Here is a 19,320-nt window from a genome sequence, read left to right as displayed (position 1 = left end):
GCCAATGGCCACTGAAGACACGATACTCCCGAGTTGGCTGGACGACTGTCTGAGCATGGAAGAACGCCAACCTGAAGACTTCATTCTGTGCAGTCTCTGCCTGTCCCCTATTACCCATAAAGAGGCGCGACTCAGTGTGCAGGGCGCGCACGAACACCGGGTGGTCAACCCCCACAACATCACCTTCCAGCTTGCCTGCTTTGATACCGCCCCCGGCTGCTCAATTAGTGGCGAACCCACCCCTGCCTTCAGCTGGTTTCGCACGTTTTACTGGCAATACGCCACCTGCAGCGAGTGCCACGAGCATATGGGGTGGTACTACGAGAACCCGGATCACGACAGTTTTTTCGGGCTTATTATCAGTCGCCTGGCCATTTCCGGTTGATTTCCAACGGCGTAAAATCTGCCATTTGCGAGACGGCTGTGTCTGACTTTCGGGTACCCTACTGCCAAGAAAATTACCGCCTTGTATTCAGCGATAAGCAACTGCTGGTCGTGGATAAACCCGCAGGGCTGCTCAGTGTTCCGGGGCGCCACCCGGACAACCAAGATTCACTGATCGGTCGCGTTCAGCGGCACTACCCGGAGGCCCGCATCGTTCATCGCCTGGATATGGCCACTTCTGGCCTGATGCTGATGGCGCGCGATGCAGACACTCACCGGCAGCTGTCAAAGCTGTTTGAGCGACGCCAGATCCAAAAGCGCTACCTGGCAGTTGTCGCGGGCACAACCGCCTTGCAGGGCAGTATTGGTGTGCCGTTAATCTGTGACTGGCCTCGACGACCACGGCAGAAAGTCGATTGGCAGAATGGCAAAAAAGCCCTGACCCGCTTTCGGCGACTGCATAGTGAGTCAGCCCAAAGCACTGTTGTGCTGGAACCGGTCACCGGACGCTCCCACCAATTGCGTTTGCATATGGCGCATATCGGGAACCCGATCCTCGGTTGTGAATTCTATGCACCGGACACCGTGCGCAGACGTGCTAACCGCCTGCTGCTCCATGCCACCCAACTGGGTTTCACACATCCGGCATCGGGAGAGTGGCTGACACTGGACTCCCCTGCCCCGTTTAGTAACGCCTCCCTGACGCCTTTGACGGATCGCGCCCATGATCGAACTGCAAGCGTGTGACAGCGGCCACTGCCTGATTCTGAAACCCAACCGGTCTGCCGACTGGCAGACCAATCAACGGCTGATTGTTGCAGTAGCACTGATAAGTATCGTCATTGCCAGTGCCTTTGCCGCCATCGGCGCCTGGCTGATACTGCCCTTCGCCGGGCTGGAAGTTATCGCGCTGGGTGCGGCCCTGTATCGGGTAAACCTGAACCTGCACTACCGCCAGATACTCTGGTTTTCAGGGGAATCATTGATAATTGAAAAAGGCGTCTATCGCCCCAGACAGCGCTGGCGCTGGACTCGGATCGATACCGCTATTCACGTCTGTGAAGATAATCGGCTGATACTGAAGCTAAGCAATGGCAGCAACAGCATCTCCATCGGCGAATTTCTGACTGAGGAGGATTTGCGACAGGTGCTGTCCACCTTGAAAACACTCGGCCTGAGGGTTAGAGGTCACAGCAGCGACTGTCAGCTCAATGCCTGAGGTCGTCAGTTCACCTGCAGGCGGATTTCCCCCAAACCACTGAACCGCGCCTCATAGATACCGGCCTCTAGGGGAGTCATCTCACCCATCGCGCCCGTCAGCAGCACTTGGCCGGGCTGAAGTACCCAGCCCTGCTCCACAAGCGTGTTAATCATCCAGAACAGCGCGCGCCACTGATTGCCCATTACCTGGGTAGCCTCTCCGCGCTCGATAAATTTCCCGTCGTGGTGCAGACGCGCGCGCACCGCGTTGACATCGACCCCGTCTACCGACAGCGGTGCGCCCAGCACGTAATAGCGCGCGCCGACATTGGCGGCAACAATCGCCTCACCTGTGATTCCCACTTCACTGTCGAAACCCAGATCCGGCAACTCCACCGCGGGCATGATCTCGGACACCACATATTGTACTTCCGAAACATCTGCCAGTTGTTCCGGGATCAGCGTATTGATCTTGAACGCCAATTCCATTTCCAGCATGGGTTTGCGGAATGAACTCCGGTTGACCTCGGTAATATCGCCATTGAAGATCAGCCCCGTATCTGGCCAGAGTACCCCGGCAACAGGCCCTCGCAGGCCAAAACGCTGTTGACCGGCCAACGTGGTCAGGCCGGCCTTGAAGCCAGAGGGCGCGCGCCCCATCAGTGCGCTATCAACCTTTCTTTTCTGCGCGCCGTAAGCCGCAGCAAGATTGTTAGCCTCATTGGCGGCGACAGATAACTGGGGCGGTTCAAATGGGCCGGAAGCCTTGGCCGGCGCCTGCTGCGCTGGCGGCAACAGTATTGGCGCCGTGCTGCAGCCCGTCAGCAGCACTGTTGTGAGCGCCCCTATCAGCAGCAACCGGCGCCTGCCAACTCCCCTGAACCCATTTTTCACACTGCTCTCCTTATTTCGCACCTCGCCCAGCTGGCATGGCTGTCACAGACCGGCTCAGGTAGAATACTGCCCCCTGATCACGCTTGCTCAACACCCGAGGTTTTTATGTCCAATTCCAAAGTCGGCTTTGTCAGTCTGGGCTGCCCCAAAGCCCTGGTCGACTCCGAGCGCATTCTCACCCAGCTGCGTCTCGACGGCTATGACATAGTACCCAGTTACGAAGACGCCGACGTGGTCGTGGTCAACACCTGTGGCTTCATCGACAGCGCCAAACAGGAATCGCTGGATGCCATCGGTGAAGCCATGAATGAAAATGGCAAGGTGATTGTGACCGGCTGCATGGGCAAGGGCAAGGATGCACAGACCATCCAGCAGGCGCACCCCGGTGTATTGAGCGTCAGCGGTCCCGCCGACTACGAACAGGTGGTTGGCGCGGTACATCAATTTGTTCCCAGCCAGAACCAGAATACGTCGGCGTACAACCCGCATCTGGATCTCGTACCCAATATCAAACTGACACCGCGCCATTATTCCTACCTGAAAATTTCCGAAGGCTGCAACCATCGCTGCAGTTTCTGCATTATTCCATCCATGCGTGGCGACCTCGTTTCCCGTCCAATTGCGAACGTGGTAGCCGAGGCAAAACAGCTGGTTGACGGCGGCACCCGGGAGCTGCTGGTCATTTCTCAGGACACCAGCGCTTACGGCGTGGACCTGAAGTACAAACTCGACTTTGTGGACGGCAACGCGCTGGAAACCCGCATGCAGGATCTTGCTGTTGCGCTGGGTGAACTTGGTGTCTGGGTGCGATTACATTACGTGTACCCCTATCCGCATGTAGACAAGGTTATCCCGCTGATGGCTGAAGGCAAAATACTGCCCTACCTGGACATTCCCTTTCAGCATGCCAGCCCGCGTATTCTCAAACTGATGAAGCGCCCCGGGAATCAGGAAAAAACCCTCGAGCGCATCAAAGCCTGGCGCGAGATCTGCCCCGATCTGGTGATTCGCTCCACCTTTATCGTAGGATTTCCAGGCGAAACCGAAGAAGATTTCCAGATGCTGCTCGACTGGCTTGAAGAGGCACAACTCGACCGGGTGGGTTGTTTCCAATACTCGCCGGTGGACGGGGCCAGCGCCAACGATCTGCCCGACCCGGTACCCGACGACATCAAGCAGGAACGCTGGGAGCGGTTTATGGAGACCCAGCAGCGCATTTCGAGTGCCCGCCTGCAACAACGGATCGGTCAGCAACTGGAAGTACTGATCGATGAGGTAGACGAAGAAGGCGCCATTGGCCGCAGCTACGCCGATGCGCCGGAAATTGACGGCAAGGTCTATCTCGACGGCGTAACCGACTTGCGGCCAGGCGATGCCTTGCTCGTGGATATTGTAGACGCTGACGAATACGATCTCTGGGGCGTTCCCAGCGCCGCCTGACCATGAATCTGCTTCTGCTCCACAAGCACGAGCTGCAAAAGGATGGCAGTGTAATCCTTAGGGACAGCCGCCATCACCATATTCGTACGGTACTGAAAAGTGCTGCGCGCGATACGCTCAAAGTCGGGATACTCAATGGAGATACCGGAAGCGCGGTCGTTGGCCACAGCAATGAGCGCGAAACACGTCTGATTGATATTCACTGCACCAGCTCACCGCCTGCCAAACTGCCCATCACGCTGATACTGGCGCTACCCCGCCCCAAAGCTGCACGCCGCATTTGCCGAACTGCAGCAGAGCTGGGAATAGAGCAGCTGATTCTGCTGAACAGCTACCGGGTAGAAAAATCTTACTGGCAGAGCCCCCTGCTTACCCAAGAAAAAATCACCGGCTACTTTCGCGAAGGACTGGAACAGGCCGGAGACACCGTGCTGCCTATTGTGCAGTTTGAAAAGCGCTTCAAACCCTTTGTGGAAGACCAGCTGCCGGCGCTGTGCCAGAACAAGCGGGCCCTGATCGCCCACCCCTACAGTGACAGCTGCTCGCCACCGCCGGCCCCAGAGCCAACCATACTGGCGGTCGGTCCGGAGGGCGGCTTTATTCCCTACGAAGTCGAAAAACTGCGCGGGGCGGGTATGCAATGTATGACCTTGGGCCAGCGCATTCTGCGGGTTGAAAGTGCGGTGCCCACCCTGCTGGCCAAATTATTCCCGTGAAGATCATTCTCAGCCGCAAGGGCTTTGACAGTTCGGCTGGCGGCTGCCCCAGCCCAATCTTGCCGGACGGCCGACTTTTATCGCTACCCATTCCCGATGAGGGGTCGAATATCCACTACGGCGATCTACCACTGCCCGACGGCCTTATCCGCGATCTGAGTCGCGGCAAATTATCCTTATCCAGCGGGGCCCACCTGGACCCTGATGTGGTTAGGCAGAGCCTTAAACGCAAGCGCGGCTGGCGACCACTGTTTGGCCAGCACGGTGCCGCACAAAGTCATTTACGCAACCAGGGAGTGGACGTCGGTGATCTGTTTTTATTTTTCGGGTTGTTCCGCCGCGTCATCCATGAGGCTGGGCGCTGGCACTGGGATCAAACCGCACAGCCACGACACATACTGTGGGGCTGGTTTCAGGTCGCCGAAATCATAAACCTCACAGACAACACCAGATTACCGCGCTGGGCCCACTACCACCCGCACTGCGGGCGCGAGGATTTTCAACACAACACTCTCTACGTGCCTAGAGCGGAACTACAACTCGGCCCAGCGCCCACCGGGATACCGGGAGCTGGCATCTTTCCCCGCTATTCACCGGTCTTACAGCTCACCGCACCCAATGCCAACGCTGTATCACACTGGCAACTTCCCCGCTGGTTTTATCCCTCGCAAGGCAAGCCCTCATTGAGCTATCATCAGCGCCTTGACCGCTGGCAGCGATGTTCGCGCTGGACCACATTGCAGGCAGCTGCCCGCGGACAGGAGTTTGTACTGGATACCACTTATTACCCCAAGGCTCGGCCCTGGGCGAAGCAACTTATCGAGGACACCTGCGGATTGGAACCGGCATGCTGAAGTTCACGAGAATTCTGTATTTTGTGAGTAGTCATCTGCCCTGCAAAATTATTCGCGGCGACAAGGAACACCCGTATCTGGAGCGTTACTACCTGTGCTCCTTGCTCGGCCGGCGCTTTTACCTACACCGTTTTCTCGGCGGTGATGTGGATGAAAGTCTGCACAACCACCCGTGGAAGCAATCCAACGCTCTGTTGTTGACCGGTGGCTATCTGGAGTACACAGCTGAGCGCAACACCCCGGATAACTATAACAACATGGCCGTTACATCACGGCAGCTCAAGGCAGGCAGCTTCAACCGCATCGACAGTGAATGCCTACACCGCATAGTGGAAGCAAAACCGGAAACCTGGACCCTGTTCTGGCACACCATTCCACGCATTCAGCCCTGGGGTTTTGTGGTGGAAGAAGAACGTGGCAACCGCTTTGAAGAGTACGCCAAAGGGCGTGGACCGGACTGGTACAAGCGCGCACCACGCGGCAAGCACTGCCCGGAACGCCTAGCCTATCGCTAGAGCGTTATTTCAACGCGTTATTGAACAGCCCTTAGCTATCCGCGCTGAAGTGCTATCCACTCTTCTATAACCTCGTAAAGATAGTCACAATCGTCATCCGTCATTGTCGGATGACAGGGAAGCATCAAGCCATATTCCATTACCTGGTCTGCCGCGGGCATGCCCTCAGCGGGGGCACGATATTCCACACCCCGCATCATCGGCTGGCGTACTGCATTGCCCGAGAATACCACCCGCGTAAATATACCGTTGTCTTCAAGATAAACCTGCAACGAACGCCTACTCCAGCCCAACTCCCGACGTAATTGCACCGGGTAGCAAATCCAGGTGGTGACCACACCTTCAAGCAACCGGGGTGTGATAAAAATATCGCTGTGTTTGCTGAGGAAGGCGGTGTGTTTCTCAAACAAATTGCTGCGCAGCGTGCTGAATGTATCCAGCTTGTTCAGTTGCTCAATACCGAAAGCCGCGCCTGCCTCACTAGGAATAAAACCGTAGGCTATATCTTCAAAGATAAACATGCCGTCGTACTCCACCCCGTCCATCTCTTCAAGAAAACGGCCATCGCTTTCCTGCATTTTGGTGCCGTAGAGGTACTTCTCTGACGAACGCCCCCAGGCGCGTAGCGATAGCCCCCTATCCAAAAGTGCATCATCGTTAAAGCAGACCATCCCGCCATTACCCAGGCACGTAATGATGTGAAAGATAGAAAAACTGGTAACCGATATATCGGCACGCTCCCCCGAAGGCCGGCCGCGAAAACTGCCACCGAGCGTATCGCAACTGTCCTCAATCAAGATTAGCTGGTGTTTGTCGGCCAGCGCACGCAAGTCATCCCAGTCCGGCATTCCACCGACGAGGTTGGGCACCAACAGCGCTCGGGTCTTGTCGCTGATCATCGCTTCAATCTTTTCGACATCCACTTGATAGGTATCCGCTTCAACATCCACAAATACCGGCACGTAGCCAGCACAAACAATACTGGAAATATCGGTACCAAAGGTCAGTGTCGGGGTAATAACTTCGCTGCCTTTGGGCAGGTCCAGCATACGCATGGTCAGCAACAGTGCCGAACTACCCGAATTAACCATCACGCCGTGTTTGTGACCCATCAGCTGCGCTACGCGCTTTTCAAAGGTCATCACTTTTTCACCGACAGCCATGCCGGTCTTCATTACGCCGACCACTGCATCGATTTCTCGCTGGTCGAGCATGGCTCCACCGTATCGGATTTCTCGCTTCACTGATGGCATGTCAATTCCCTCCGGCTTAATCCAGCAACTGAGTTGGTGTCTTGTCATCAAGAAAATTTCGTACGGCATGCTGGGAAATCGCGGTGATCGCCTGTTCCCGCGGCAAACTGTTTAGCTGGGATTGATTGTCGCGATTGTGCACCCCACACACATGACTGGGTTCGCGGCCCAGCGCAGCCAGCCCTTCTTCGACCACCTCCTCCGGCGTCTGGTAGACACTGTGCTGGCCCTCACCCCGTTCAACCGCAGCCGCTACCGCTGGCGACAGCGTCATACCAGCCACACAGGCCAGTACATCCACATGGTAGGGTTTAAATTCGAACCATAGTGATTCAGCCAAGACAATGCTGTAGGCCTTGGTTGCCGCGTAGTGGGCGTAGTAAGGCGCTCCCTGGAACCCCGATCCTGACGACATCAGCACAATACCACCGCGTTTACGAGCCAGCATGGGCTTGGCGAAGTGATACACCATGCTCAGGGGCGACAACATATTCACCTGCGCCTTGATCAATTCGTTTTCGAGACTACCCTGCTGTTTATAGAACGGCCCAACATCCGCCATTGCCGCGTTGTAGACCAGAAGCCCCACCTCTCGTTCACCCACTGCAGCAGTAACACTAGCCAGCACATCAGGGTTAGCGAGATCCGCAACTAAAGGTTCACACGAAACGTCATGCGCAGCGGCAATATCGCGACAGGCGTTATGCAACAACTGTACTTCGCGGTCGAGTACCAGGAGGTTTAATCCCTCCTCCGCCAGCCGCTCAGCCCATGCCCGCCCGATACCTTGCGCGCCGCCGGCTATCAATGCCCACGGTCCATACTGTTCAGCTATTTTCCGGCCCATGCGTTTTTCTCTCGCTTATTATTTTGATACGTTTTTATTCAGCAGGTTGTTATCACATAGTCTACTGTGACAAGGTAAACCCATAACAAAGCCTGACACAATCATCATGCTCTCAAATCAGTATCGGCAATTACGCGCAGCCCTCCAGCCAGGCCTTGCAAACCCGGCGGACCCCGTATACCTGGTTCGGGACAAGATGCACGCGATACACCCCACCGCCATTCCCGATGATGCGCAGGTCAACGAGCTCGTGAACAGCCCCGTTTATGCTGTCAGCGTACAAACCCCTCAGCTTCGCGATGATGACAGCGCGGTAATGATGGTGCACGGCGGCGCCTTTGTATCGACGTCAGTAGAGCATTATGTGCCCTACGCCGCCGCCTTGAGCCGTTTTTTTCAGCGCCCGGTGGTTGTGTATGCCTATCGTCTGGCCCCGGAACATCCCTTTCCGGCTGCTCTGGACGACAGCCTCGCGGTATATCAATTCTTACTGGAACGCTTTGCACCCCATAAACTGGCTGTTATTGGTGACTCCTGTGGCGGGGGTATCGGCTTAAGCATGCTGTGTGAACTCAAAGATCGTAAGCTCCCTTTGCCTGCAGCCTACGCCGGCCTTACACCGTGGCTGGATCTCACCATGAGCGGCAAGGCCGCCGTGCAAGACACCGGCGATGACCCTTTTGTCTGTACTGAATGGATTCGCGCGCGCGGACTCGATTACGCCGCTGACACACCGACCAACCACCCCCGCGTATCCCCTCTGTTTGCTGACCTACGAGACTTGCCACCGCTGTATTTCGCGTCTGGTAGCCAAGACATCACCCGCGATGATTCCCGGCGCGCAGCGGCCCTGGCCAGTGAGGCCGGAACAAGCGTGGTCCTCGATATTGCCCCCGGCATGATTCACGGTTACCACGGCCTGAGCGCGCTGGCACCGGAGTGCGCGGCAGGTTGCCAGCGCATTGCCGATTTTCTGAACGCACACCTGGAATAGATCAATGGTTACTGTAGAACAGAGCGACAACGTCGCCATCATCACCCTGAACCGCCCGGATTTTCGAAATGCAATCGATACCGACACCGGCATTGCCCTGTGGCAAGCGGTGCAAGAATTTGAAGAAAACGACGCTGCAGCGGTGGCGGTCGTAACCGGCGCCGGCGGTCATTTCTGCGCCGGCGCAGACTTGAAAGCCTTGGACAAAGGCATTCCTTGGAACCCGAACTTTGGTCATGGGCCGCTAGGCCCAACCTGGCATACCCCCTCCAAGCCCGTTATTGCTGCGGTAGAGGGTTACGCCGTGGCGGGTGGGCTGGAACTCGCTCTGTGGTGCGATTTGCGCGTTGCCGCAGACAGTGCCGTGTTTGGCGTATTCTGCCGCCGCTGGGGTGTACCTCTGATAGACGGCGGCACTGTGCGCTTGCCGCGACTCATCGGCGAAAGCCGCGCCATGGACTTAATCCTGACCGGGCGAGCTGTGGACGCTGACGAAGCTTATGCAATCGGTTTGGCCAATCGTCGCTGCGCCGATGGCCAGGCACTGGCAACTGCGCTGGAACTTGCGCGGCAGATAGCCCGACACCCGCAGGCCTGTATGCTTTCCGACCGTACCTGTGTTCAGCAGGCCGCTGGAAAACCATTTGCCGAGGCCATGCGTACCGAAGGAGAGCTGGGCTGGCAATATTTGCAATCACGGGGCTTCGCCGATGGTGTATCACAATTTGTTAAAGGCGCAGGGCGCCATGGCGAAGGCAGCTAAGCCATGAAGATACCCTTGCTGTTGCTGGCATGTGGCCTGCTGTATGGCTGTGCGCAAGACGAGGGTGCCACGACTGAAGACACCACATTGAAAGTGGTAACACGCAATGCCCCGACCACTTATTACTTCAACCAGGATCAGCGAGCGGTAGGTCCGGAACACGATCTGGTCATGGCCTTTGCAAAAGACCAGGGGCGAACCGTTTCCTTTGTGGTGGTGGACACCGTCGCCGACGTACTTCAGGTACTGGAAGAGGGAAAAGCCGACCTGGCAGCTGCAGGGTTGAGTATCACTGACGAACGCAAATCACGTTTTCTATTCTCGCAACACTACCGCAGTATCCAGCAGCAAGTAGTCTGTCGGCGCGGCGAAAAGAAGGCGCGCGATGTGGCCGGGTTAACGCAGATTACCTTGGCAGTTAGCACCGAAAGCGCTTACGAGTACACACTCAAAACTCTGAAGAAAACGCACCCAAAGCTACAGTGGCAGAGTCGCGACGCCGACAGCGAACAGCTGCTGCGCGAGGTCTGGGAGAAAAAGATCGATTGCACGGTGGCCGATTCTCATATCGTTGCGGTGAATCGGCGCTACATGCCTGAATTGTTGGTGATGTTTGACCTGCAAACCGAAGATACACTGGTCTGGGCCATGCCGAGAGAGGCCACCGGACTGAAACGCGCGGCTGATCGTTTTTTTAACAGCGAGGCCGGCGACAGAGCACTGCAGCTGGTGGAACACCGCTACTACAGCTACATAGACAATTTTGACTTTGTGGACACCCGAGCGCTGGTGAGACGCATAAAAACTCGTCTACCCAAGTATCGCCAATTGTTCGAAGACGCCGGCAGGAAACATGAAATTCCCCCCACCCTGCTGATGGCCCAGGCTTACCAGGAATCCCACTGGAACCCCAAAGCCACCAGCCCCACCGGGGTCAAGGGAATCATGATGCTAACCCGCAGTACTGCGAAATCACTGGGCGTAAAAAACCGGCTTAAGCCAGAACAGGCGATACCTGCCGGCGCCAAGTACCTGGCTAAAATGCGTTCTCGCTTTCGCAAGGATATCCCTGAACCGGATCGTACCTATCTGGCACTGGCCGCCTACAATCTAGGCCGCGCCCATATGCATGATGCGCAAACGCTAGCCCGAAGGCTCGACAAAAATCCGTACCGCTGGGCAGATATCGAAGCGGTACTACCGCTAATGGCCGAAAAGAAATACTACAAAAACCTGAAGTACGGCTATGCTCGGGGCATCGAGCCCGTGCTTTACGTGCAACGTATTCGTAATTACCAGAACATCATTGAACAGAAGCTGGCTGAGCAGTAATGTTATTTTTGCTCGCCGGCTTTTAGAACGCCCCGCGTTTTCTCAGAAATAACACCGCCGCTTAACACCAGTTGCAGAGCTTCAGCCGGGGTGAGCTTCAAGGGGCGAGTATATTTTTTAGGAACGATCACGGTATACCCCCCTACCTGGTAACTCATCGGCAAATAGACCGCGATCTGATCTTCCTTGAGTTCGCTGGCGATGGTATTCCCGTTCCCCTTCTTGTTCACGGTCACAATACCGATGAGGCTCGACTCAGTACCGGGCAGCTCCACCATGACCACGGACTCTTCCTCAAACTTCTTGCCACCCATGATATCCATGACTTCCTTCAGCGCACCGTAGATCTGCTTGAGTACTGGCAAGCGCTCGAGTAGCCGGCCTGGCAGGCCCCAGAAGAAATCAGCGGCCGGCCAGCGCGAGCTGAAACCGATAATCGCGGTAAGTAACACAACCAAAATAATGGCCATGCCGGGAAAGTAAACTCCGCCCAAAATAGCTTTCAGCCCTGGCGCCAGCCAGGATTCCATTGTCTTGAAGACCCAGATGGTGACCTGTATCGAGATCACAACGGGTAACAGAACGATCAATCCACGGAAAAAGGCGGCGCTGAAATTTCGCATCATGGGAATAGGAGCTCAGACTAAAACCACGATGGAAGCATAGCCCGCGCGAGGGGGCAAGGAAGGGATTTGGGAATGCGACGGAGTTCTATTACTTGTATACCGTACCTAAGGTGGGCTCTCGCTTCCCAACGGCAAGCGAGAGCCCAATAGCCTTACTGACAAAACGCCTCACCAGCGGCGATTCGCTTGCCTAACGCCGCCAGATTTTTCGCAGAACTGCCCAACATCATCTCGTTATGGCGCATCCAGGTGCAGTAGCGCCAAAGTGGATAATCGCGATCTATCCCCATGCCGCCGTGCAAGTGCTGAGCCGCGTAACTAACCCGGTGCCCAACGTCACCAGCCCAGATCTTGGCAATCTGCACCTCATTTGTGGCAGGCAAGCCACCCGACAAGCGACTCACCGCCTGATAGGTATTCAAGCGCAGGCACTCCACGTCAATAAAGCAGTTTGCAGCGCGATGTCCTACTGCCTGAAAAGTCGCGATAGGCACACCAAACTGTTTACGCTCGGCGGTGTATGAAGCTGTCATACGCATCGCGCAGTCAGTCACACCCACCTGATGTGCGCACAGGGCCGCGGTAGTGCGCTCGGTCAGCCACTGCATGACCTCCGCACCGGTGTCGGCCCCCGCCAATACATCCTCGGCGGCTACACTCACATTCTCCAGCACCACTTCGTACTGTGGTTCATAGGTGGTAACTTTCATGGCATTGAGGGTCACACCCGCAGCGTTCGGATCCACTAGCAGCGCTACCACACCGCTATCTGTTTTCGCCGAAACCACAATGCGTTCGGCCCGCTGCGCAAACGGTACACACAACTTTTTGCCCGACACCGTGAAACCAGAGCCGTCAGCCTGTGCATGGGTAAGCAAGGGCGTCGCCGGATTTTCGTTGTTGAGCTCCATCAACGCCGCGCTGAGCAGGGTCTTGCCACTGGCCACCCCCGGCAGCAGTCTCTCCTTCTGTTCATCCGTGCCAAACTGCTGCACCGGCAAAGCGGCCGAGACCAACACCGGAATCACCGGCGCCGGTGCGATAGTGCGACCAACTTCCTCCACAAACAGCGCCAGCTCGGTAAAACCGAAGCCCATGCCGCCATAGCTTTCGTGCAGGGCTACACCGAGCAGACCGGCCTCTGCCAATTTCGCCCACAGCGCGCCATCGTATCGCTCAGCTCCATATTCGTCGCTGGCTTTCAATGATTCCGGCGACACCTGATCAGACAGGATTTCCCGGGCCAGGTTCTGTACGTCGCGTTGCTCTTCGCTGAATCCAAAATTCATAAGTCAGTCCTCGCTTAGCGTGCTGCGCGCGGCATCCACAGGCCCGCCGCCGAAATGATGTCGCGTTGAATTTCGTTGGTACCACCACCAAAAGTGATAATCGACGCCGTGCGATACAGACGTTCAACCCGGGATGCGTGTTGCTGAGCGTTAGGCGAGTGCTCACTGACCAGTGACATCTGCCCCATAACTTCACCCAGCGCTCGGTAAACTTCGATAAAAAATTCGGAGCCATAGACTTTCGCCGCAGAAGCATCAGCCATATCCAAGGTTCCCTCGGTCATGGCCCAGGCCTGTTTGTAACAGACCAACTTCAGCGCTTCGACACCGGCGCGCACTTTTGCCAGATTGGTTTGGACCCAGGGCTGGTCGATCAGTCGACCGCCTTCGGGCAGTTCGGTTTCCTGCGCCCATTTCACGACACCGTTAAACAGCTGTTGAGTTGGGCCACAATTCACCAGACTCAAACGCTCGCGATTGAGCTGACCAGTAATGAGCTTCCAGCCTTTGTTCAGTTCACCCACCAGCGCGTCGTCAGTTACGCGGATGTTGTCGTAGTAAGTTGCGTTGGTGCGCACACCACCCAGCGTCACCACCGGGGTGCTGCTCCAACCTGGATCTGAGGTCGGCACCAGGAACATGGAAATTCCCTTGTGTGGCTTTTCCGCATCCTGATCCGTTCGACAGGCCAACCACACGTAGTCGCAGAAATGGGCCAGGGAGGTCCACATTTTCTGGCCGTTTATCAACCACTCATCGCCGTCTTTCACCGCGGTGGTTTTCAATCGAGCCAGATCGGTACCAGCGCCCGGCTCCGAATAACCGATGGCAATGAGGCACTCGCCTGTCAAAATTTTAGGAACAATGTTTTTCTTCTGCCATTCGTTGCCGTGTTCGGCTAACTGCGGCCCTACTGATTCCGTGGTGAGAAAGGGGAAGGGGTAACCCGCACGCATCACCTCTTCCACAAAAATAAACTGCTCAATAGGGCTCATGCCCTTGCCGCCAAGCTCTTTCGGCCAACCCACACCGATCCAGCCATCGCGCCCCATCTTCAGCAGGGCCTCGCGCCACAGCGGGCCACCGCCCTCCCCCATATCTCGGTCGCACTCCACTTTGAGTTCAGGGGTCATCAAATCATTGAAGTAGGCACGCAGCTCCGTGCGCAGCGCTTCCTGTTCCGGCGTAAATTCGACTTTCATTACTCGTCCTCGTTTGCCAGCAAGGGGCTGGCGGCGGTAGCCGCCAAACAAAACACCATCATAGGCACTGGCCCGAACAGAACAATAGCGAATCCTCTCAAAGCACTGACATATCCAGTCAACCTCCGCTGACAATTGCCGTCACCCAAACGGCGTATTGGGCCAGTAATCTGGCCGGATTCGCTGTTGTTCCCACGGCCTGAAAGCTAGTATTGTCGCCTATTGGTATAAACTCGCCGGAGACCCTCTGAATGAGTGCAAAACCCGTCAATGCCGCCATTGAAGGCTGGCACACCCTCGACACCGAAAAGCCGCAGCTGCTCGGCAGCCGCTGCGACAGCTGCGGCACCTACTACTTCCCGAAAATGCTGAAGTACTGTCGCAATCCGTCCTGCGATAGCAGCGAGTTCAGCGAAGTACCGTTGAGCCGAACCGGAAAAATCTGGTCTTACACCAATGCCTGCTACAAACCACCGGAGCCGTTTGTGGCCGACGATCCCTTTGTGCCCTACGCCATCGCGGCTGTTGAGCTGGCCGAAGAGCAGATGATAGTACTTGGGCAGGTGATCAAGGGCGTCGATGTAGATCAGTTGAAAGTCGGCATGGACGTTGAACTGGTGCTTGAAACCCTCCACGAGACCGAGGAAGACACCAAGGTCACGTGGAAGTGGACACCGGTCGCGTAAGGGAGCTGAAGAAGATTATGAGTAACGATATCGCCATTCTCGGCGTTGGTATGCACCCCTGGGGCAAATGGGGCAACAATTTTGTCGAATACGGCGTACACGCGGCTCGCGCAGCCATAGCCGATGCCGGCATTGACTGGAAAGACGTGGGCTTTGTGTCCGGTGCCGCCACCATGCGTTGCGGCTACCCCGGCTATGTGGCCGGCGCTACCTTTGCACAGGCACTGGGCTGGCAGGGTGCAGAAGTAAACACCTCTTATGCCGCCTGTGCTTCCGGCTCACAGGCACTGGCAGCTGCGCGCACTAAAATCCTCAGCGGCGAATGCGAAGTGGCGCTGGTGGTGGGTGCCGATACCACACCCAAGGGCTTTTTGGCTCCGGCCAAAGGCTACCGCCCAGAAGACCCGGACTGGGTACGCTTTTACCTGGGCATCACAAACCCCACTTACTTTGCGCTGTACGCCCGCCGCCGAATGGACGTGTACGGCGACACTGAAGAAGACTTCGGTCTGGTGAAAGTAAAAAACAGCGAACACGGCTTTACCAATCCCAACGCTCGCTACAAGAAAAAGTTCACGCTGGACGATGTCGCCCAATCAGCCATGGTTGCCGACCCGCTGCGCCTGCTGAATGTGTGTGCCACCTCGGACGGCGGCGCTGCTCTGATAGTCTGCAGCATGGATTACGCAAAAAAAATGGGCAAAGGCGATGCGGTAAAGGTTGCGGCGATTTCGACCGTTACCCCAACCTTTGCCAGTGAAGTCGTCGAAATGCCGGATATCGCTACCGATTCAGCGGCCGCTGCCGGTGTCGACGCACAGCGCTTTCGCGCGCTGCTACCGATAAAGGCCTATGAACAGGCTGGCATTGGACCGGAAGACGTAAGCGTTGCCGAAGTGTATGACCTGTCATCCGCGCTTGAGCTCGACTGGTACGAAGACCTCCAGTTCTGTGCCCGCGGTGAGGCCGCTAAACTGGTACGCGAAGGCGCTACTAAACTTGGCGGGCGCCTGCCGGTAAATACCTCTGGCGGCTTGGCCTGCTTTGGCGAAGCCGTTCCGGCGCAGGCACTGGCCCAGGTGTGTGAGCTGACCTGGCAGTTGCGTGGGCAGGCCGGTGATCGGCAGGTGGACAACGCGAAGGTCGGCATTACCGCCAACCAGGGGCTGTTTGGGCATGGCTCGTCGGTCATTGTGAAGCGCTAACCCCGGAACTTGCTTGCGAGGCTTGGCTTTTGCACTTTGTGCAGAACCCAAGCCTCAGTAATCTGATTGCCCCCCAACGCTGCAATTGACGATCCGGGGCTCGATCTGCCCTAATCCCTCCTGACAATAACAAACGCTGGCCCACAACAGCTGGCGATAGAGGATGAATTATGACTGACCTGGAACGCCGGCTAGCCCGCCTGGAAGCAGAAAGCGACATACAAAAACTGCGCTACCGCTACTGGTTCGCCATTCTGGACAAGGACGTCAATGCGCTGGTGAACTGTTTTACCCCTGACGCCTTTCTCGAATACGGCATGGGCATTGAACTGAGTGGCACCGAAGCTATCAGATCATTTTTCGACATGGTGTTGCACAGTGAAGACTTGGTCAAACAGATGCCCCGCGGCGCCAATGGCCTCCTTGATATTACCTCTGACACTACCGCCAGTGGCCGCTGGTTAGTACAGGTAATTCTGCTCAGGCACAGCGAGCAAGTGGGCAGCCGCATCAATGTTCAGTATTTTGAAAACTACGAGAAGATTGATGGCGAGTGGAAGATTAAGAGAATGAAAAACGATTATCTGAGCTATGAGAATATCGAACCTCGCGACGGCCCCTGAAGCTAAACCACTGCTCAACGGCAGCGCCCATCCCATTATGTCCCTGCAGCTCCCTTGCGCCGGTATCTTCGATGCAAGGGAACCACGGAACAGGCGGCTTAGCGCCCCCGTTAAAACTGCAGAGTGACATCAAGGCCATAGCTGGCCAACTCGCCAAAGTAGCCGCTGTGGAAATAGGCCTGACTGATATCGTGGACTAGGTACTCTTCGTCAGTGATGTTTTTACCCCACAACGCGAGGCTCAATTCAGAGCCCCCCAGATCAATTTCGGACCAGTTAAGGCGCGCGCCTAACAGGCCGTAATCATCCAGAAAGAAGCCTTCCATATCGTCGTTACTGGCAGTGCCGTAGCGCTCGTCGCGCCAGTTATAGTCCACGATTGCACGCAGATTGCCGATACCGAAATACGGGAACTGATACTCCAGCACCAAGCTGTAAGTGTTTTCCGGGGCATAGGGCATGATGTAGCGGTCGCTGACATCCTGCCGGAAAGTCGCCGAATTCGGGTTATTGTCGATAACCTCAACAAATTCTGCATCGGTGTAACCGTAGCCCAGGTTCAAGGTGAGGCCTTCCGACAGGATCGCCGTCAGGTCAAATTCAAACCCCTGAATCTCGGCTTCCCCGGCGTTAAAAACGTCTGTCAGGAAAACCGCCGTATTATCCAGAATCTGCTGGATCTGCATATCTGTGTAGTCACTGCGGAACACCGCTGCGTTCAAACGCACCCGATTATCTGCCAGGGTGGATTTCACCCCAATTTCATAGGCGATCATTTCCTCTTCATCAAAGGCCGGCTGAAACCCGGCCTCCGTGGAACGAACGTTGTAGCCTCCCGATTTGTATCCGGTAACCACTTTGGCATAGGTGTTTACCTGATCATTGATGTCGTAGGAGGCTGTGATGCTCGGGTTAAAGTTGCTCCAGGTGTCACAGGCCTGCTGGGTATTATTAGGCGAATTGGTGAAATTGATGCTGTACTTTTCTGCGCAGCGATCGTCTTCGGTGTAGCGCGCACCCACTGTCAAGGTCAGGTCGCGCTGTGATTCTGGCGTCCAGCTCAGCTGACCATAAATCGCCGATGCCTTGTTTTCCGAGGTGATGGTTCTGTCTTCACCGACCGAGCCACCGATGGTGTCTACCTCATGCTCGAAGCCATTTTCCTCAAAATAGTATAGCCCTGCCACATAGTTGACCGACTCTCCGATATCGCCGACCAGCTGCAGTTCCTGAGAGGTCTGATCCTGATCAATGGCCACCATGACATCAAACCACTCAACCCCGGCGCCATAGTCCATGATCACGTCTTCGGATACTTTGCGATAGGCACTGATCGATTTCAGCGTACCAAAAGGCAAATCCCAAGTGAGGGTCAATGTGTGGCCACTGACCTCGGTCACTGAATCTTCGACCGGCACATCCCACTCACCTTTACTCAGGCGATCTTCGCTGGCGCGCTCTCGAAACTGCGGCGTGAAGAGCGTTCCCACCAGCAGATCATTCTGCAGGTTGTTAATGGTGTCTTGCGATGCACCACCGGCGATGGCATCAGCCAGATTTTGCGGCGTCACTGCCCGGTCTTCATTAATACGCAACACCTGATAATAGGGTTGCGGACCAACAATTTCCGATATGTCGTAGGCGTAATCCAGAGAAAACGTATCGCTGATATCCCAGCGCAGAACAAAGCGACCGGCTTCGCGATCTTCTTCTACAAAGCCTTTACCGCCCTTGGCATTTTCAACCCAGGGCCCCTTTTCTGCCTTGGAGTAACTGATTTTGGCGCTGAGATTGGCAATGGTCGGCGTGTCCAGCTGAACCAAGGCCTTCTGGTAGTCTCGGTTACCGGCCGCCAATACACCCTTTAAGGCAAACTCCCCAGCAGGCTTGGCGCTGATCATATTAATCGCCCCACCAGTGGTATTGCGACCGTACAGGGTTCCCTGGGGGCCACGCAAAATCTCAATACGCTCAAGGTCCGCCACATCCTTGGTCAGACCAATGCTGCGCCCCACGTATACGCCGTCGAAATAGATCCCGACCGCCGGGTCCTGCGTGGTTTGGCTATCGTTATTGCCAACCCCTCGCATAAAGATCACCAGCGAGCTGCGGCTATTGGGAAACGGAGTAATATCCACGTTGGGAGTGCGGGCTGTAATATCGCCCAAATCGTCTATGCCGAACTGCTCCAACTGGTCGCCGGAAAAGGCCGCCAGTGATATAGGTGTGTCCTGCAGAGATTCAGCCCGCTTCTGGGCGGTAACCACCACCTCTTCCAGCTGTGTGCTGCGTGTCTGCGCCCCGGCAGCGCCTGGCAGCGCCACCAGTGCGGACAATACTGCCAATCCCGCCTTACTCTTCCCCATAACGACCTCAACTTGCTAATTATCGTAGTAAAAAAATCGCCCCATTCTGGGTAATGCCTATTTGCAAATCAACCCACAGAACACGTTTATCCTCCGCTTGGATTAGGCTAAGGTAAGCGCACCCTGCATCG

20 protein-coding genes are annotated in these 19,320 nt (G+C 56.0%); 13 read left to right on the top strand and 7 right to left on the bottom strand.

All coding sequences use genetic code 11. The features are described 5' to 3' along the window. Positions 1 to 4: 4 nt before the first annotated feature. From AC222A_RS07885 to AC222A_RS07875, 3 genes are read left to right on the top strand one after another with little or no spacing between them, the layout of a single operon-like run. A complete protein-coding gene (locus tag AC222A_RS07885; protein WP_372749550.1) occupies positions 5 to 385 on the top strand; it encodes a cereblon family protein in 381 nt (126 codons plus the stop codon). 38 nt (positions 386 to 423) lie between these two features. Then, the gene (locus AC222A_RS07880; protein ID WP_372764307.1) at positions 424 to 1,131 is read left to right on the top strand and encodes an RluA family pseudouridine synthase; all 708 of its coding nucleotides are present in this window, start codon (positions 424 to 426) and stop codon (positions 1,129 to 1,131) included. Continuing rightward, positions 1,109 to 1,603, top strand: a complete 495-nt coding sequence (locus AC222A_RS07875) for a DUF2244 domain-containing protein (protein WP_372749552.1) — start codon at positions 1,109 to 1,111, stop codon at positions 1,601 to 1,603. The genes AC222A_RS07880 and AC222A_RS07875 overlap by 23 nt, the downstream gene beginning before the upstream one ends. A 5-nt stretch (positions 1,604 to 1,608) precedes the next feature. On the opposite strand, the gene AC222A_RS07870 is transcribed toward AC222A_RS07875, so the two are convergent. After that, positions 1,609 to 2,478: a 2-keto-4-pentenoate hydratase gene (locus AC222A_RS07870; RefSeq protein WP_372749553.1), complete on the bottom strand. Its 870-nt coding sequence runs from the start codon at positions 2,476 to 2,478 to the stop codon at positions 1,609 to 1,611. A 105-nt stretch (positions 2,479 to 2,583) separates the two neighbouring features. On the opposite strand from AC222A_RS07870, the gene rimO reads away from it, so the two are divergent. The 4 genes from rimO to AC222A_RS07850 are packed head-to-tail and all read left to right on the top strand — an operon-like array spanning position 2,584 to position 6,003. Next, positions 2,584 to 3,918, top strand: a complete 1,335-nt coding sequence (gene rimO / locus AC222A_RS07865; RefSeq protein ID WP_372749554.1) for a 30S ribosomal protein S12 methylthiotransferase RimO — start codon at positions 2,584 to 2,586, stop codon at positions 3,916 to 3,918. A gap of 2 nt (positions 3,919 to 3,920) precedes the next feature. Beyond that, positions 3,921 to 4,634 (top strand): 16S rRNA (uracil(1498)-N(3))-methyltransferase, encoded by a 714-nt coding sequence (locus AC222A_RS07860; RefSeq protein WP_372758888.1) that lies wholly within the window; start codon positions 3,921 to 3,923, stop codon positions 4,632 to 4,634. After that, entirely contained in the window at positions 4,631 to 5,488 is an 858-nt protein-coding gene (locus AC222A_RS07855; protein WP_372749848.1) for an Nmad3 family putative nucleotide modification protein, read from the top strand. The genes AC222A_RS07860 and AC222A_RS07855 overlap by 4 nt, the downstream gene beginning before the upstream one ends. Then, positions 5,482 to 6,003, top strand: coding sequence for a hypothetical protein (locus tag AC222A_RS07850; protein WP_372749847.1), 522 nt, complete (start codon positions 5,482 to 5,484; stop codon positions 6,001 to 6,003). Before AC222A_RS07855 ends, AC222A_RS07850 begins: the two co-directional genes overlap by 7 nt. Positions 6,004 to 6,038: 35 nt before the next feature. Here AC222A_RS07850 and AC222A_RS07845 read toward each other — a convergent pair whose 3' ends face one another. Both AC222A_RS07845 and AC222A_RS07840 read right to left on the bottom strand, forming a co-directional pair. Then, positions 6,039 to 7,256 carry a DegT/DnrJ/EryC1/StrS family aminotransferase gene (locus AC222A_RS07845; protein ID WP_372749846.1) on the bottom strand — a complete coding sequence of 406 codons (1,218 nt, stop codon included), beginning with the start codon at positions 7,254 to 7,256 and terminating at the stop codon, positions 6,039 to 6,041. A 16-nt stretch (positions 7,257 to 7,272) separates the two neighbouring features. Further along, the gene (locus tag AC222A_RS07840) at positions 7,273 to 8,103 is read right to left on the bottom strand and encodes an SDR family NAD(P)-dependent oxidoreductase (protein ID WP_372749845.1); all 831 of its coding nucleotides are present in this window, start codon (positions 8,101 to 8,103) and stop codon (positions 7,273 to 7,275) included. A 106-nt stretch (positions 8,104 to 8,209) separates the two neighbouring features. Between AC222A_RS07840 and AC222A_RS07835 the strand changes: the two genes are divergently transcribed. From AC222A_RS07835 to mltF, 3 genes are read left to right on the top strand one after another with little or no spacing between them, the layout of a single operon-like run. Next, positions 8,210 to 9,097, top strand: a complete 888-nt coding sequence (locus AC222A_RS07835) for an alpha/beta hydrolase (RefSeq protein WP_486774831.1) — start codon at positions 8,210 to 8,212, stop codon at positions 9,095 to 9,097. A gap of 4 nt (positions 9,098 to 9,101) precedes the next feature. Continuing rightward, on the top strand, positions 9,102 to 9,860 hold the full coding sequence (locus AC222A_RS07830; RefSeq protein ID WP_372748861.1) for a crotonase/enoyl-CoA hydratase family protein: 759 nt from the start codon (positions 9,102 to 9,104) through the stop codon (positions 9,858 to 9,860). Positions 9,861 to 9,863: 3 nt separating this feature from the next. After that, positions 9,864 to 11,192, top strand: coding sequence for a membrane-bound lytic murein transglycosylase MltF (gene mltF / locus AC222A_RS07825; protein ID WP_372748860.1), 1,329 nt, complete (start codon positions 9,864 to 9,866; stop codon positions 11,190 to 11,192). Between the two features lie 2 nt (positions 11,193 to 11,194). On the opposite strand, the gene AC222A_RS07820 is transcribed toward mltF, so the two are convergent. The 3 genes from AC222A_RS07820 to AC222A_RS07810 all read right to left on the bottom strand — a co-directional run bounded on the left by AC222A_RS07820 (position 11,195) and on the right by AC222A_RS07810 (position 14,309). Then, positions 11,195 to 11,818 carry a DUF502 domain-containing protein gene (locus tag AC222A_RS07820; protein WP_372748859.1) on the bottom strand — a complete coding sequence of 208 codons (624 nt, stop codon included), beginning with the start codon at positions 11,816 to 11,818 and terminating at the stop codon, positions 11,195 to 11,197. Between the two features lie 152 nt (positions 11,819 to 11,970). Continuing rightward, complete coding sequence (locus AC222A_RS07815; protein WP_486774830.1) at positions 11,971 to 13,107, bottom strand: acyl-CoA dehydrogenase family protein; 1,137 nt, start codon at positions 13,105 to 13,107, stop codon at positions 11,971 to 11,973. Between the two features lie 14 nt (positions 13,108 to 13,121). Continuing rightward, the gene (locus AC222A_RS07810; protein ID WP_372748857.1) at positions 13,122 to 14,309 is read right to left on the bottom strand and encodes an acyl-CoA dehydrogenase family protein; all 1,188 of its coding nucleotides are present in this window, start codon (positions 14,307 to 14,309) and stop codon (positions 13,122 to 13,124) included. A 251-nt stretch (positions 14,310 to 14,560) separates the two neighbouring features. Here AC222A_RS07810 and AC222A_RS07805 point away from each other — a divergent pair, with 251 nt between their 5' ends. The 3 genes from AC222A_RS07805 (at position 14,561) to AC222A_RS07795 (ending at position 16,823) form a co-directional block, all read left to right on the top strand. Then, positions 14,561 to 14,995: a Zn-ribbon domain-containing OB-fold protein gene (locus tag AC222A_RS07805; RefSeq protein WP_486774829.1), complete on the top strand. Its 435-nt coding sequence runs from the start codon at positions 14,561 to 14,563 to the stop codon at positions 14,993 to 14,995. 17 nt (positions 14,996 to 15,012) lie between these two features. After that, a complete protein-coding gene (locus tag AC222A_RS07800) occupies positions 15,013 to 16,200 on the top strand; it encodes a lipid-transfer protein (protein ID WP_372758194.1) in 1,188 nt (395 codons plus the stop codon). A 170-nt stretch (positions 16,201 to 16,370) separates the two neighbouring features. Then, a complete protein-coding gene (locus AC222A_RS07795) occupies positions 16,371 to 16,823 on the top strand; it encodes a nuclear transport factor 2 family protein (protein ID WP_372758195.1) in 453 nt (150 codons plus the stop codon). Between the two features lie 110 nt (positions 16,824 to 16,933). Here AC222A_RS07795 and AC222A_RS07790 read toward each other — a convergent pair whose 3' ends face one another. Continuing rightward, on the bottom strand, positions 16,934 to 19,189 hold the full coding sequence (locus tag AC222A_RS07790; protein WP_486774828.1) for a TonB-dependent receptor: 2,256 nt from the start codon (positions 19,187 to 19,189) through the stop codon (positions 16,934 to 16,936). Positions 19,190 to 19,320 lie beyond the last annotated feature (131 nt).

Source organism: Litorivivens sp., from assembly GCF_057445395.1.
This window is presented reverse-complemented; position numbering and strand designations above follow the sequence as displayed.

Coding starts and splice junctions, on each gene's coding strand:
- AC222A_RS07810 (WP_372748857.1), bottom strand. CDS start 14,309: ATGAAAGTCGAATTTACGCCGGAACAGGAAGCGCTGCGCACGGAGCTG.
- AC222A_RS07800 (WP_372758194.1), top strand. CDS start 15,013: ATGAGTAACGATATCGCCATTCTCGGCGTTGGTATGCACCCCTGGGGC.
- rimO (WP_372749554.1), top strand. CDS start 2,584: ATGTCCAATTCCAAAGTCGGCTTTGTCAGTCTGGGCTGCCCCAAAGCC.
- AC222A_RS07860 (WP_372758888.1), top strand. CDS start 3,921: ATGAATCTGCTTCTGCTCCACAAGCACGAGCTGCAAAAGGATGGCAGT.
- AC222A_RS07835 (WP_486774831.1), top strand. CDS start 8,210: ATGCTCTCAAATCAGTATCGGCAATTACGCGCAGCCCTCCAGCCAGGC.
- AC222A_RS07875 (WP_372749552.1), top strand. CDS start 1,109: ATGATCGAACTGCAAGCGTGTGACAGCGGCCACTGCCTGATTCTGAAA.
- AC222A_RS07815 (WP_486774830.1), bottom strand. CDS start 13,107: ATGAATTTTGGATTCAGCGAAGAGCAACGCGACGTACAGAACCTGGCC.
- mltF (WP_372748860.1), top strand. CDS start 9,864: ATGAAGATACCCTTGCTGTTGCTGGCATGTGGCCTGCTGTATGGCTGT.
- AC222A_RS07850 (WP_372749847.1), top strand. CDS start 5,482: ATGCTGAAGTTCACGAGAATTCTGTATTTTGTGAGTAGTCATCTGCCC.
- AC222A_RS07830 (WP_372748861.1), top strand. CDS start 9,102: ATGGTTACTGTAGAACAGAGCGACAACGTCGCCATCATCACCCTGAAC.
- AC222A_RS07805 (WP_486774829.1), top strand. CDS start 14,561: ATGAGTGCAAAACCCGTCAATGCCGCCATTGAAGGCTGGCACACCCTC.
- AC222A_RS07790 (WP_486774828.1), bottom strand. CDS start 19,189: ATGGGGAAGAGTAAGGCGGGATTGGCAGTATTGTCCGCACTGGTGGCG.
- AC222A_RS07795 (WP_372758195.1), top strand. CDS start 16,371: ATGACTGACCTGGAACGCCGGCTAGCCCGCCTGGAAGCAGAAAGCGAC.
- AC222A_RS07845 (WP_372749846.1), bottom strand. CDS start 7,256: ATGCCATCAGTGAAGCGAGAAATCCGATACGGTGGAGCCATGCTCGAC.
- AC222A_RS07885 (WP_372749550.1), top strand. CDS start 5: ATGGCCACTGAAGACACGATACTCCCGAGTTGGCTGGACGACTGTCTG.
- AC222A_RS07840 (WP_372749845.1), bottom strand. CDS start 8,103: ATGGGCCGGAAAATAGCTGAACAGTATGGACCGTGGGCATTGATAGCC.
- AC222A_RS07820 (WP_372748859.1), bottom strand. CDS start 11,818: ATGATGCGAAATTTCAGCGCCGCCTTTTTCCGTGGATTGATCGTTCTG.